At 36.5% G+C, this 12,086-nt stretch carries 14 protein-coding genes and 2 pseudogenes; 14 read left to right on the top strand and 2 right to left on the bottom strand.

Annotated features, from left to right (window positions below):
- From BTHERMOSOX_RS07050 to BTHERMOSOX_RS06995, 12 genes and pseudogenes are all read left to right on the top strand, one after another.
- The coding region (locus BTHERMOSOX_RS07050; protein WP_212744633.1) for a hypothetical protein at positions 1 to 385 on the top strand (385 nt) is incomplete at its 5' end.
- Between the two features lie 50 nt (positions 386 to 435).
- Positions 436 to 888, top strand: coding sequence for a c-type cytochrome (locus BTHERMOSOX_RS07045; RefSeq protein ID WP_138120397.1), 453 nt, complete (start codon positions 436 to 438; stop codon positions 886 to 888).
- Positions 889 to 935: 47 nt separating this feature from the next.
- Positions 936 to 1,160 carry an SHOCT domain-containing protein gene (locus BTHERMOSOX_RS07040; RefSeq protein ID WP_138120396.1) on the top strand — a complete coding sequence of 75 codons (225 nt, stop codon included), beginning with the start codon at positions 936 to 938 and terminating at the stop codon, positions 1,158 to 1,160.
- Between the two features lie 7 nt (positions 1,161 to 1,167).
- The gene (locus BTHERMOSOX_RS07035) at positions 1,168 to 2,655 is read left to right on the top strand and encodes a multicopper oxidase family protein (protein ID WP_138120395.1); all 1,488 of its coding nucleotides are present in this window, start codon (positions 1,168 to 1,170) and stop codon (positions 2,653 to 2,655) included.
- 13 nt (positions 2,656 to 2,668) lie between these two features.
- Positions 2,669 to 3,061 carry a c-type cytochrome gene (locus BTHERMOSOX_RS07030; protein ID WP_138120394.1) on the top strand — a complete coding sequence of 131 codons (393 nt, stop codon included), beginning with the start codon at positions 2,669 to 2,671 and terminating at the stop codon, positions 3,059 to 3,061.
- A gap of 71 nt (positions 3,062 to 3,132) precedes the next feature.
- On the top strand, positions 3,133 to 3,438 hold the full coding sequence (locus BTHERMOSOX_RS07025) for a c-type cytochrome (RefSeq protein WP_138120393.1): 306 nt from the start codon (positions 3,133 to 3,135) through the stop codon (positions 3,436 to 3,438).
- Positions 3,439 to 3,497: 59 nt separating this feature from the next.
- On the top strand, positions 3,498 to 4,376 hold the full coding sequence (gene argB / locus BTHERMOSOX_RS07020; RefSeq protein ID WP_138120392.1) for an acetylglutamate kinase: 879 nt from the start codon (positions 3,498 to 3,500) through the stop codon (positions 4,374 to 4,376).
- Positions 4,369 to 5,226: a dihydroorotate dehydrogenase electron transfer subunit gene (locus BTHERMOSOX_RS07015; RefSeq protein WP_138120391.1), complete on the top strand. Its 858-nt coding sequence runs from the start codon at positions 4,369 to 4,371 to the stop codon at positions 5,224 to 5,226. The genes argB and BTHERMOSOX_RS07015 overlap by 8 nt, the downstream gene beginning before the upstream one ends.
- A gap of 59 nt (positions 5,227 to 5,285) precedes the next feature.
- The gene (locus BTHERMOSOX_RS07010) at positions 5,286 to 5,924 is read left to right on the top strand and encodes a YggS family pyridoxal phosphate-dependent enzyme (protein ID WP_138120390.1); all 639 of its coding nucleotides are present in this window, start codon (positions 5,286 to 5,288) and stop codon (positions 5,922 to 5,924) included.
- Between the two features lie 96 nt (positions 5,925 to 6,020).
- Complete coding sequence (locus BTHERMOSOX_RS07005; RefSeq protein WP_249360639.1) at positions 6,021 to 6,365, top strand: hypothetical protein; 345 nt, start codon at positions 6,021 to 6,023, stop codon at positions 6,363 to 6,365.
- 175 nt (positions 6,366 to 6,540) lie between these two features.
- Positions 6,541 to 6,987: a hypothetical protein gene (locus BTHERMOSOX_RS07000; RefSeq protein WP_138120389.1), complete on the top strand. Its 447-nt coding sequence runs from the start codon at positions 6,541 to 6,543 to the stop codon at positions 6,985 to 6,987.
- Positions 6,988 to 7,067: 80 nt separating this feature from the next.
- A pseudogene (locus tag BTHERMOSOX_RS06995) lies at positions 7,068 to 7,469 on the top strand (asparaginase domain-containing protein); the annotation flags it as partial.
- A 28-nt stretch (positions 7,470 to 7,497) separates the two neighbouring features.
- Here BTHERMOSOX_RS06995 and BTHERMOSOX_RS06990 read toward each other — a convergent pair.
- Positions 7,498 to 7,935: a c-type cytochrome gene (locus tag BTHERMOSOX_RS06990; RefSeq protein WP_138120388.1), complete on the bottom strand. Its 438-nt coding sequence runs from the start codon at positions 7,933 to 7,935 to the stop codon at positions 7,498 to 7,500.
- A 54-nt stretch (positions 7,936 to 7,989) separates the two neighbouring features.
- Here BTHERMOSOX_RS06990 and BTHERMOSOX_RS06985 point away from each other — a divergent pair, with 54 nt between their 5' ends.
- Positions 7,990 to 10,476: a YhdP family protein gene (locus BTHERMOSOX_RS06985; RefSeq protein ID WP_138120387.1), complete on the top strand. Its 2,487-nt coding sequence runs from the start codon at positions 7,990 to 7,992 to the stop codon at positions 10,474 to 10,476.
- Entirely contained in the window at positions 10,473 to 11,891 is a 1,419-nt protein-coding gene (gene tldD, locus BTHERMOSOX_RS06980) for a metalloprotease TldD (protein WP_138120386.1), read from the top strand. The genes BTHERMOSOX_RS06985 and tldD overlap by 4 nt, the downstream gene beginning before the upstream one ends.
- Before the next feature lie 71 nt (positions 11,892 to 11,962).
- On the opposite strand, the pseudogene BTHERMOSOX_RS06975 reads toward tldD, so the two are convergent.
- A pseudogene (locus BTHERMOSOX_RS06975) lies at positions 11,963 to 12,086 on the bottom strand (IS1595 family transposase); the annotation flags it as partial.

Raw genomic sequence — 12,086 nt, 5'->3', positions numbered from 1 at the left:
CACGTTTAATTGGAATGTTGGTAGCAATGTAGGACTTGCGCCCTCAATGAGCATGAAAGATGCAGAAGGCAATTTATTAATGGCGCAACAAGATATGGTCACTGCTCAAGCAGCGTATGATTTGCTAAGCAGTTCAGATGATCATGCGCTGTTAGCAGATGCACATGCAACACTGGATGCTATGAAACTAGCCGTATCAATTGCACAATCGAATATTCTTTCAACAATGAAAAGTGAGAGAGAGGCGAGACAATCTGAACATGACTCTAATTTTAGTGCTCATAGTTCTAGTGAAAGCGGTATGAGTGGTGGGCATTCTTCGAGTTCTGGCGGCCATGGTAGCGATAATAATAGTGGTGGCATGGGAGGTGGTCATGATAGGTAGGCGGCATTTAATTAAATTAAGCAGGTAAATATAAAAAAAGGAAAAAAATTATGAAATTATTAATTGTTTTATCAAGTACATTATTACTAACAGGATGCTTTGACAATGGAGATCAAGAGGTTGAAAAATCTCCATCAACAGAAAAAATCTCTTTTAGTGAAAGCATTAATTTGAATAAAGGGGTTGAATTAGGTCAAAAAGTATTTTTAAATAACTGTGTGGCTTGTCATGGGCAAGAGGGTCAAGGACTTGTTAAAGACTGGAAGAAGAGACAAGCAGATGGAAAATTTCCTGCACCACCTGTTAACGGGTCAGGCCATGCTTGGCATCATTCGCCAATGGCGTTAATGAATACCATTAATAATGGCGGCGTTAAACTTGGTGGATGGATGCCGGGATTTAAAGACCAATTAAGTGAAATTGAAAAACAAGCAGTATTAGATTATCTTCATGATTTGTGGCCAGAAGCCACTCAGAAAAAATATGATGCTAGATTTAAATAACAAAAGTTGTATTTTGGTATTTAATGTTTGTTTAATGGAGGTATTCTATGTCTAATGATGGTTTTGGAATGATGGGGCTTGGAGGTGGATTTATGTGGATATTCTGGATACTTCTAATTGTTGTAATTGTATGGATGGTGAAAGAGAGTAGTGAAAATAAGAGTGCATTTAAGCCTAGTAAATCTGCCCTAGATATTTTAAAAGAGAGGTATGCTAAAGGTGATATAGGCAAAGAGGAGTTTGAACAAAAACGTTCAGATTTAACTGAGTAGGGCCGATATGATTTCAAGAAGAAAATTTGTTCAATCCATTTTAGCTTTTGCTTTATTACCTAAGCAGCTACTCCATGCCAAGGGGTTTTTATCATCAAATACTTTTAGATTGCCAAAGCTGGAGTATGGCAAGCGTGTTGATAAAAATGTTTGTTTTGACTTAAATTTACAAACGGGCATGAGTCAAATATTGCCTAATGTGCTTACTCGAACGCTTGGCATTAATCAAGATTTTTTAGGAGTGACACTGCGAGCCGATAAAGGTGATCGAGTTCATATTAAAGTGAATAATCATTTAAATATTACCAGTACACTGCATTGGCACGGGGCAAAATTACCTGCTAAAGCTGATGGTGGGCCGCATCAACCCATTAATCCTGGTGAACATTGGTTGAGTGAGTTTGAAATTATTCAACCAGCATCAACTCTGTGGTATCACTCGCATCAAATGCATGAAACAGGATCGCAAGTCTATCACGGCTTATCAGGATTATTTATCATTGATGATGATCAATCTAATGCATTGAATTTACCTTCAGAATACGGCGTGGATGACTTTCCAGTTATTATTCAAGATAAAGATTTTAATCAAGATGGGTCATTAAAGTATTTAGATGATTTTCGTGAAAAGTTAATGGGTAAAAAAGGTGAAACAATATTGGTTAACGGCATTGTTAATCCGGTATTAGAGGTATTAAAGCCACTCATTAGGCTAAGAATTCTTAACGGTTCAAATGCTAGGATTTATCATCTTAATTTTGATGATAAGCGCATTTTTCATATTATTGCTAGTGATGGTGGTTTGCTGGAAAAGCCAATCATGGCGCATTCGATTAAATTAGCCCCTGCTGAACGTTGTGAAATTTTAGTAGATGTGTCGGATGGAAAAATGCCAATATTGCAGCACAATATGCATATGGAAAAGTCAGCTAATCGTATGACTGGCATGATGATGATGCAACAAGCGCAAGGCAAGCAACAAGCATTTGACATCTTTCAAATTAATGCTCAAAAAGTTCAGCCTGCTAATGTGAAATTGCCCCAAACCTTGATTGAGCATAAAGCTTTGTCTATTGATAGTATCAGTCGAAAAAGAAAGTTTAAATTACAAATGAGGATGGGTCCGCAGTTAATGTTTGGCGCCATGTCAGGCTCAACAGATCTACTTAAAATTAATGGAAAATCCATGGATATCAATCGTATTGATGAAGTGGTTAAGGTAGGTGCCACCGAGCTTTGGGAAATTGAAAATACCTCGATGATGCCACACCCATTTCATATTCACAATGTGCAATTTAAGATTGTTTCACGTCGTGGAAAACTTGAAGGCCATGAACTTGGATTTAAGGATGTGGTATTAGTTAATCCACATGAAACAGTGCAGGTATTAATTGAATTTCCCAAATTTAGCGATGCAAAAACACCGTACATGTATCACTGTCATATTTTGGAGCATGAAGATCGCGGCATGATGGGGCAGTTTGTAGTGGTATAAATAAGGGAATTACATGAAAAAGACATTTCTAATTATTATGATATTAATGTTTGGGTTTTTTGCATGGCTTAATTCAGAAAAAGCCACTAGAAATAGCGTCTTTCCTGATTCAAATTATAAATCAAGCATCTATCAAGGTGAGGCTGTATATCAATCAAATTGTGTAGGGTGTCACGGAGGTAGTTTGTTGGGAACTGAAAAAGGGCCATCATTACTTGAGGATGTGTACAAATCTTCTCACCATGCAGATTTGTCGTTTTACTATGCAATAAATGACGGGGTACGGCAGCATCATTGGCAATTTGGTGATATGCCTGCGATTAAAGGGCTATCACCAGAAGGAATTAGCGATATTACTGCCTACGTGCGCCATAAACAAAAAATAGCAAAAATTATTAAGAATTAAATTTAAAGGAGAATGTTAATGAGTAAAGTAGTATTGAGTTTTACAATTGGAGTGTTATTCTCATTAAATGGATGACTGATATTGGCGTTAATGTGCCATTTATGCAGGCTGCAGGTATGAGTAAATTTAAAGAAAATTGTGCAAAATGTCATGGCGAGTGGGCAAAAGGTACGGATAGCGGTCCACCACTAATTCATAATTATTACAAGCCATCGCATCATGGAGATGAGGCATTTTACCGTGCGGCTTTGAATGGTGTTAAGGCACATCATTGGAGATTTGGAAACATGTCTCCTGTTGAAGGTATTGAGCGCAAAGATATTACCAAAATTATTAGTTATGTTCGTTGGCTGCAAAAAGCAAATAAACTTTACTAGTATGCAATTGATTGTTATTGGTAAAATAACTAATTAATTAATTCTTACATTTATTTTATATGTCAGACGGTATAAACAATATTGCCAGCGTTCTAACTGAAAGCTTGCCATATATTCAAAAATTTCAAGGCAAAACCATTGTCATTAAATATGGCGGTAATGCCATGACCGACGAAAAGCTTAAATCAAGTTTTGCGCGTGATATCGTATTGATGAAATCTGTTGGCATGAATCCGATTGTGGTTCATGGGGGCGGCCCACAAATCGGTAAAACTCTAGAGAAAATTGGTAAGCAAAGTGAGTTTGTGGGCGGTATGCGCGTGACTGATTCCGAGACCATGGATGTAGTTGAAATGGTGTTAGGTGGTTTGGTTAATAAAGAAATTGTTAATTTAATTCATCAGCATGGTGGTCATTCAATTGGCTTAACTGGAAAAGATGGTAGTTTGATTTCGGCTAAAAAATTAGAGCACAATATTAAAATTACCTCTGAAATTATTGACCTTGGTCATGTGGGTGAGGTGGATGTTATTGATACTTCGGTGATTGATCTATTGCTTAAAGGTGATTTTATTCCAGTAATTGCTCCGATTGGCGTTGGCAAAGATGGCTTCTCTTACAATATTAATGCTGATTTAGTTGCGGGCGCTATTGCTGAAGCGCTTAATGCTGAAAAACTAATTTTATTAACCAATACTTCTGGCTTGTTAGATTCAAATGACAATTTATTAACAGGTTTGGATGCTAAAAAAGTAGATGATTTAATTGCTGATGGTACCATTCATGGCGGCATGCTGCCAAAAATTGGCTGCGCTTTATCTGCGGTTAAAAATGGCGTTAAGTCGACTCATATTATTGATGGTCGTGTTCCCCATGCAGTGTTATTGGAAGTTTTTACGGACAATGGCGTTGGCACATTAATTACTTGTAATGAATAAAGAAAATCGTAATACAATTAAAGTCGTAGATTGCCAAGTACTGGCACATTACAAATTCGAGGGTGATCAATATATTTTGACGCTCGCTTCAGAGGTTATCGCCCAAGAAACTAAACCCGGCCAGTTTGTACATATTAGCGTGTCAGACATTCTACCAATGAGACGTCCAATTTCGATCATGTCAGTAGATAAAGAAAACAACACGTTTGATTTATTGTACAAAGTGGTGGGCGAAGGCACCAAGCAGTTAGCTGAACGCAAAATAGGCGAAATGATTAGTGTCATTGGCCCAATCGGCAATGGCTTTAAAATGACTGATAAGAAGTTACCTTTATTGATCGGTGGTGGTGTCGGTATGCCGCCAATGGTGGCTATTGCCCAATCTATTAAAGAAACAGATTATCAGCCATTTGCTATTTTAGGCTCTGAAGTGCCATTTCCATTTGATGAGCAATTGGCCAATGATGGCAAAGATTACCAAGGCGCTACGCACACCATGCCTGAGTTGGAAGATTGGGGTGTGGCATGTCGATTGGCCAGTTTGCAAGATTATGAAGGTGTTTTTAAAGGCTACGTAACTGATCTTGCCGAAGTGTATTTGGATAGTTTGTCTGCAGATGAGTTGGCTCAAGTTGAGATTTATTCTTGTGGCCCACACCCAATGTTAAAAGCAGTTGCAAAATTGGCCAAAGACTACAATTTACCTTGCCAAGTTTCCTTAGAAGAAAACATGGCATGTGCGGTTGGTGGTTGTGCAGGTTGTGTGGTGGAAGTACAAACAGATAACGGCCCAGCAATGAAACGCGTATGTGTTGACGGACCGGTTTTTGACGCAACCATAGTCTTTTAGCTTCGCCTTTTTCCATCGTGCAAGGTGGACCTTAAAAATATCTGCTAAACGTAATACTTATGATTGCTGAAAATTTAAAAGATGTTCAAGATCGTATTAATACTGTTGATACGAAAAATCAAGTAACTTTAATTGCTGTTAGCAAAACTAAACCTGCCTCTGATCTTCAGCAAGCTATTAATGCAGGGCAACGTCATTTTGGCGAAAACTACTTGCAAGAGGCTTTAGAAAAAATAGAAGCCCTAAAAGGTCAAGGTTTAATCTGGCACTTCATTGGCCCAATTCAATCTAACAAAACCAAGCAAATTGCTGAGAATTTTAGTTGGATGCACAGTATTGATCGACTCAAAATTGCCAAACGCCTGAATGATCAACGTCCAAGTGATCTGGGAAATCTCAATGTTTTGTTGCAAGTGAATATAGACAACGAAATAACTAAATCAGGTATTTCTGTTGATGAAATTGAGGAATTAATCATCCATTTTGAAAATTTCCAAAATATTTCATTACGAGGTTTTATGTGTATTCCCAATCCAGCTAATAGTGAGCAGAGTTTTAATAAAATGGCTAAAATTATGCAAAAATACCCAAATTTAGACACTTTATCGATGGGAATGAGCTCAGATCTTGAATTAGCCATTAAAAATGGCGCTACTTTCGTGAGAATTGGCTCTGATATCTTTGGGAAAAGAGCTTAATAAGCTCATTCGTAAAATTTCCAATATTTTTCTATGTATAATAAAAAAATAGGTTGTTAAGATCTATTATTATTTAATTATTGGGAGTGTTGTTTTATGTTTAATTTTAAGAAGGGTTTTTTATTAATTGTAATTTCTGCTGTTGTTCTTGCTTCTGGTTGTGCAAATAGACCTGAGTCAATTTCTGCGTCATATATGTCCCATGAAAGATTTATTGATAATGACTGTGCTAAATTAGCAACCTTGATGGGTGATGCTCGAGCAGATTTACAAAATTTTTCTGATATGCAGAATTCACAAGCTAACACTGATGCAGCTACTGTATTTTTTGTACTAATTCCAGCAAGTCAATTATCAGGTGATTATGAAGCTGATGTTGCTAAATATAAGGGAATGGTTGAGGCTATCGAAACGGCACAAATTAAAAATAAGTGTAAATAAATTTTAAATAGTTTATTTGTAAAACCCACTGTTAGCAGTGGGTTTTTTTTCGATAAAATTAAATCATATGAATTGTTTTAAATTACCAATACTAGTATTTTTTATATTATTTTTATCTAGCTGCGTAACATTTGATCAATCTTGGAAGATTGATAAAACTTCAGCTGGAAAGAGCTTGGATAAAATAAAAATTGGCGACATTGTTATCACTGCTAAAGATTGGAAAAGTCCATTATCATGGTTTGGACATTCTGCAATAATGATAGACAAGTATAGGCTTGGCGAATATCCTGAATTAGGATACGGATATTATGAGACAGACATTATACTTTGGCTAAGTAAGAAAAAAAAGTTTACAGTGCTTAGATATAAAGGATTTGATGAAAAATTTAAAAAAGCCTTTTTAAAAAATGTGTCAAATGCAAAGTATAAAAATTATCAAATAGTTTCTAAGACTAACAATGATGCATTTTATTGCTCTCAATATATCTGGTATTTATACTGGAAAACAGCTAAAGATCTTGGCTATAAGTTAGATATAGATTTTAATGGAGGTTATTTTGTAACACCATATGATTTGTTAAATTCTCAATATTTTGACAAGGTATTATTTACACCATGAAAATAAAAGCCCTAATCACTGGCGGTACGATTGACAAAACCTATTAAGAGTTAACGGGTGAACTATCGTTCACTGAAACACACATGGTTGATATGCTCAATCGTGGACGTTCAATGGCAGATACCTTGTCAGAGGTGTTATTTTTAAAAGATTCGTTAGAAATGAGTGATTCAGATCGCGATTTTATTTTGGATAAATGTCAGTCTTGTGACGAGCAGAATATCCTTATTACTCATGGCACTGATACTATGGTGGAGACGGCGAGCTATCTTGCCAAAACGCTTAAAGATAAAACCGTGGTTTTGTTTGGCTCTATGATTCCATATTCTATTGATCAATCAGATGCATTATTCAATCTAGGCGTTGCACTGAGTGCAGTCCAACTAAAAGAGCCGGGCGTCTATATTGCCATGAATGGCAAAGTGTTTGATTTTGACAAAGTCAAAAAAGATAAAAGCCTAGGTGTTTTCGTAAACACTTAGGCTTTTAGTGAGATAAAACTAAAGCGTTTTATTTAATCATGTGTTCGATAGCTGCTGTTAGCTCATCATCTGAACAATTCATGCAAGTACCTTTAGGTGGCATTGCACCAACACCAGTGATTGCTACTTTTACTAAATCAGCAATGCCGCGCTTAACTCTTGGCGCCCAATCAGCTTTGTTACCAAACTTAGGTGCGCTTAATACGCCAGAGGCATGACAACTTGCACAAACTGTTGTGTAGATTTCTTCACCACTACGCACTTTAGCAGAGGTTTTGACCGGTGCCTTAATCACGTTAACATCAATATCGCCTTCTAAGTACACTTGACCTAATGGTGCAATGCGCTCAGCTAGGGTTAAGTTGTCATCATATCCAACGTGAACTAAATCGCTAAAAAATGTTTTAGCGCCGAAGATGATGGCAAAAATAACAATAATTGCTGCAACTGAGTTTTTAAAGTACATGGTGTTTTCCTTGTTTAGTAAGTTATAATTCTCAAAGCAAAGAATTATATCAGAATGATTAAGAGAACACTATCAAATGGCGTTAAAGTATTAAAAATAAGCACTTGGGTGAGTGTTATTTTTGCGTTATTGATTGTGCTGGTTGTTGGTTTTTTTGTTGCCTTTCCTAGCTTTCTAAAAGGGCCAATGGAGTCTAAACTGAGCGATATAACTGGATTTAATGTAGCGTTATCAAAAATAAGTTTTGAGCTTGATAATGGTAGTATTTCATTGAAAATTCACCAACTGACATTGGCTGATCAACATTCAAAGCAAGTACTTGCTAGCATTCAAGATCTGCATTGGCAGGTTCAACTTACTCGTCTTTTTGAAGATCTTTACCGCCCAAGTAAAATTTATATTAATATGCTGACGTTGCATGAAAATACTAATGCTGAAATCGGGTTTTTTTCTATTAAAGATGTGCAACAGATGGTCTCTGTAGAAATGCTTGAAATTGTACATTTTTTCGAATCATTAAATATTGAAAAAACTTTAATCAAAGGTGAAACTACATTTGAAATAGCGCCACTATTTATCAGTCGAGATGATGGGCAGTTATCAGCGCGTATCTTTGATCAAAAGATTAATGATCAAGATTTTGATTTAGCAATAACTTTTTCTAGTGAGCAATTGGCTAAAGATGGATTCTTAACACTGCCAATGCTTATTAGTGGTGAAGATTTTTCTTTATTGTCTAATCTAAAGCTTTATCAAAAAGAAGGTGATGATTATGCTGAGCTCTCTGGTTATATTAAGCGCATAGAAGCTAGCAACCTTGATAAGTACTTGCCAGCTTTAATTGTGGGCGAATCAACCAATAATTGGATGAAGCGTGGATTTAAATCAGGTATTTTGGAAGAATCAAATATCCATATTCTGAAGAATTTATCAAAAAAATCACCTGCTGACGTCAACTTTACTGCACATTTGCTTGAGACAGAATTGCTGTTTAATTCAGACTGGAAAAGCCTTAAAGAGTTGGATGCTAATATCAGTACCAATGGTAAGTCGATTAAGGTGTTTGTCAATAGTGCAAAGCTATATGATTTTCCACTGACTAATATGGCGCTTGAAATTACCGACATGAGTCAGCCAGATTTTGATGTGCATCTAGTGAGTAAGATTGATACAACGAGTCAGGATTTAATGCAATTTTTAGCGCAAGCGCCAACTGGGAATGCAGTGCATGAGATTGTTGAGCAATTTAGTTTGAATGGCCCGTTAACAGGCGAGCTTGATTTATTGATTCCATTGGATGATCGTGCGGTGACATTGAATGTAGATTTGGCTATTGAAGAGAGTCGTTTAATCACGCTGGATGGTGCGATTATCATTGAAGATTATAAATCTAGTATTGCATTTCACGATAACCAAATAAGCACTAACGGCACGGGAATAATTCGCGATACTGCATTTGAAATTAGAGTTAATCCAAACAATAGAAAGGATGATAAAGATGCATCTTTTGCTGTTGAGTTGATCAATATTGACAGTGATCTTGAGCTTTATTTAACACGCAGATTGGATCAAACTTGGCGTGCAAGAGTTGAATCTGAAGCATTAAAAACCAACATTGAAATTGCCTTAACTGATGAATTACCAAGTGTGAGAATTGTTGGACTTCAAGTGGCGTCATCTGATGGTTTAAAAGGAGATTGGGATATTCAGCCTAGTGATATCCCCAGTATATTTTTAAGTACACATGGTGTATTTGTTGATGAACGAGAGATTCCTGACTTTAGTGCTAAACTGGAGTCTGTCAACAATATTTTAAAAATTTCTAATCTGAGTTTTGAAGGTATTGGTGTTAGTGATAACGATCTTAGATTTAATGGTGCTTGGGTAGATGGAAAGACTCGACTAATGACCACAGCTAGCGGAAAAGGTTTGAGAGAATTTTTGAAAAAACTCAAAGTTACTGAAAAGGTCAGTGGCGGAGAATTTGATTTTACTACTTGGTTATCTTGCGATTGCACACCTTGGAATTGGAATTTAAAAGACATGAATGGCATTGTCACTATGAAAGTTAAAGAGGGTGTATTTACTGATAAAGATCCCAATATTGGTAGAGTTTTGTCATTATTAAATATTAAATCAATTGCCAAGAGGCTCAAGCTAGATGTTGCTGACTTAACTGACAAAGGTTTTGCTTACGACAGTATTGATGCGCAGATTACATTGCTTGATTCAATGGCAAAAATTAATCATTTTGAATTGGAGGCAAGCTCCAGCGCAATTAGTTTAACTGGACAAGGTCATATCGTTGATGAAAGTTATGATATCGAGGCGAAAGTAGTGCCAGCAATTGGCGATGCAGTGCCTGTAGTCACTTATTTAGCTGGCGGCGGCCTAGTTGGGCTGGGAGTTTGGCTAATTGATGAGCAGCTATTTGACGGTAAATTGATCGACAAGATTGTTGGTAAAGTGGTGGAGTTTAAATATAAAATTACAGGCTCATGGGATAAACCTGTAATTAAAAATATATCAACAATTTTATGATTGAACAATTACTAGATGATCACCATCTAAATCAACAGAAAATTTATTTTTTACTTGGTTCTTTGTCAGAAAACACCTCGGATTATGCCGATCTGTATTTTCAATATTCAGTTTCTGAATCGTGGTTTTTGGAAGAAAGCATTGTTAAATCAGGCACTTATAATATTAGTCACGGTGTTGGCACTCGCTGTGTCAGTGGTGAGCAAACGGGCTTTGCTTATTCGGATGATCTTAATATTAAAGCTATTCAAAAGGCTGTTGATTTTGCTAAAGGCATTAGCACAACAAATACGCCTGTTAAATTGCAAACATTTCAATCAGTGCCAGAGATTGCTAAATATAGTGGGTTAAACCCATTGGGAAGCTTAACCTCTCAAGAGAAAGTTGATTTCTTAAAACGTATTGATTTTTTAGCTCGAAAAGAGCCAAAAGTAAAACAAGTAAGCGCCTCTATTTCTGGTGCTTATTCTGAGGTGTTGATTGCTTCTAGTGATGGTGTTTATCAAAAAGACTATCGCCCTATGGTTCGAGTTAGTGTTAGTGTTATTGTTGAGCACGAAGGCCGTATTGAATCTGCCTCAAGTGGTGGTGGAGGTCGTTATGATTATCGTTATTTTATTGATCATAATCTTGATGAAATTTATGTGACTGAGGCTATTAGACAAGCATTAGTAACACTAGAAGCAAAAGGCGCTCCTGCTGGAAATATGCCGGTTATTTTAGGCCCTGGTTGGCCAGGTGTTTTACTGCATGAGGCGATTGGTCATGGCTTAGAAGGAGATTTTAACCGCAAAGGTTCTTCTGTTTTTTCAGGTCGAATTGGTGAAAAAGTGGCTAGTAACAAATGTACAATTGTTGATAATGGAACTTTAGCCAATCGTCGTGGTAGCTTAACTATCGACGATGAAGGTGTGCCAACTAAAAATACCACATTGATTGAAAATGGCATTCTTAAAGGTTATTTGTTTGACAAAATGAATGCAAGACTAATGGGGCTTGAATCAACAGGCAATGGTCGACGAGAATCTTATGCGCACATACCCATGCCAAGAATGACAAATACCTATATGCTTAACGGTGAAGATTCTTTAGATGAAATGATCGCCTCGGTTGATGAAGGGATTTATGCAGTAAATTTCGATGGCGGGCAAGTTGATATCACTTCAGGAAAATTTGTTTTTAGTGCGAATGAGGCCTACTTAATCAAGAATGGAAAAATCTCTCATCCAGTTAAAGGTGCAACACTAATTGGCTCTGGTGATGAGGTGCTCAAGAAGATCTCGATGGTTGCTAATGATTTGAAACTTGATGGAGGTATTGGTATTTGTGGCAAAGATGGCCAATCTGTGCCAGTTGGGGTTGGTCAGCCAAGCCTTAAAATTGATGAACTAATCGTTGGCGGAACACAAGTATGATTGATCAAAGATTCTAAGAAACCAAAGAAATGATGGGCGATGGTTTTGATAATTTTATTAAATTATTTGGGTCATGACAACTTAAGCGACTCTTTTCTGAACATTTCAAGCAAAATCTTATAAAGATTTTGCTTGCGATTATTGAATCTAAATTCACATTCTTTCAAGTGTAAATTAAACATATTTTTATTCATT

Source organism: Bathymodiolus heckerae thiotrophic gill symbiont, assembly GCF_900128515.1.
Lineage (GTDB): Bacteria > Pseudomonadota > Gammaproteobacteria > PS1 > Pseudothioglobaceae > Thioglobus_A.
Note: the sequence above shows the minus strand (reverse complement) of the source record. Positions and strands in the feature narration are given on the sequence as shown.

Coding starts and splice junctions, on each gene's coding strand:
- BTHERMOSOX_RS07035 (WP_138120395.1), top strand. CDS start 1,168: ATGATTTCAAGAAGAAAATTTGTTCAATCCATTTTAGCTTTTGCTTTA.
- BTHERMOSOX_RS06990 (WP_138120388.1), bottom strand. CDS start 7,935: ATGTACTTTAAAAACTCAGTTGCAGCAATTATTGTTATTTTTGCCATC.
- BTHERMOSOX_RS07030 (WP_138120394.1), top strand. CDS start 2,669: ATGAAAAAGACATTTCTAATTATTATGATATTAATGTTTGGGTTTTTT.
- BTHERMOSOX_RS07015 (WP_138120391.1), top strand. CDS start 4,369: ATGAATAAAGAAAATCGTAATACAATTAAAGTCGTAGATTGCCAAGTA.
- BTHERMOSOX_RS07040 (WP_138120396.1), top strand. CDS start 936: ATGTCTAATGATGGTTTTGGAATGATGGGGCTTGGAGGTGGATTTATG.
- BTHERMOSOX_RS07045 (WP_138120397.1), top strand. CDS start 436: ATGAAATTATTAATTGTTTTATCAAGTACATTATTACTAACAGGATGC.
- argB (WP_138120392.1), top strand. CDS start 3,498: ATGTCAGACGGTATAAACAATATTGCCAGCGTTCTAACTGAAAGCTTG.
- BTHERMOSOX_RS07010 (WP_138120390.1), top strand. CDS start 5,286: ATGATTGCTGAAAATTTAAAAGATGTTCAAGATCGTATTAATACTGTT.
- tldD (WP_138120386.1), top strand. CDS start 10,473: ATGATTGAACAATTACTAGATGATCACCATCTAAATCAACAGAAAATT.
- BTHERMOSOX_RS06985 (WP_138120387.1), top strand. CDS start 7,990: ATGATTAAGAGAACACTATCAAATGGCGTTAAAGTATTAAAAATAAGC.
- BTHERMOSOX_RS07025 (WP_138120393.1), top strand. CDS start 3,133: ATGACTGATATTGGCGTTAATGTGCCATTTATGCAGGCTGCAGGTATG.
- BTHERMOSOX_RS07005 (WP_249360639.1), top strand. CDS start 6,021: ATGTTTAATTTTAAGAAGGGTTTTTTATTAATTGTAATTTCTGCTGTT.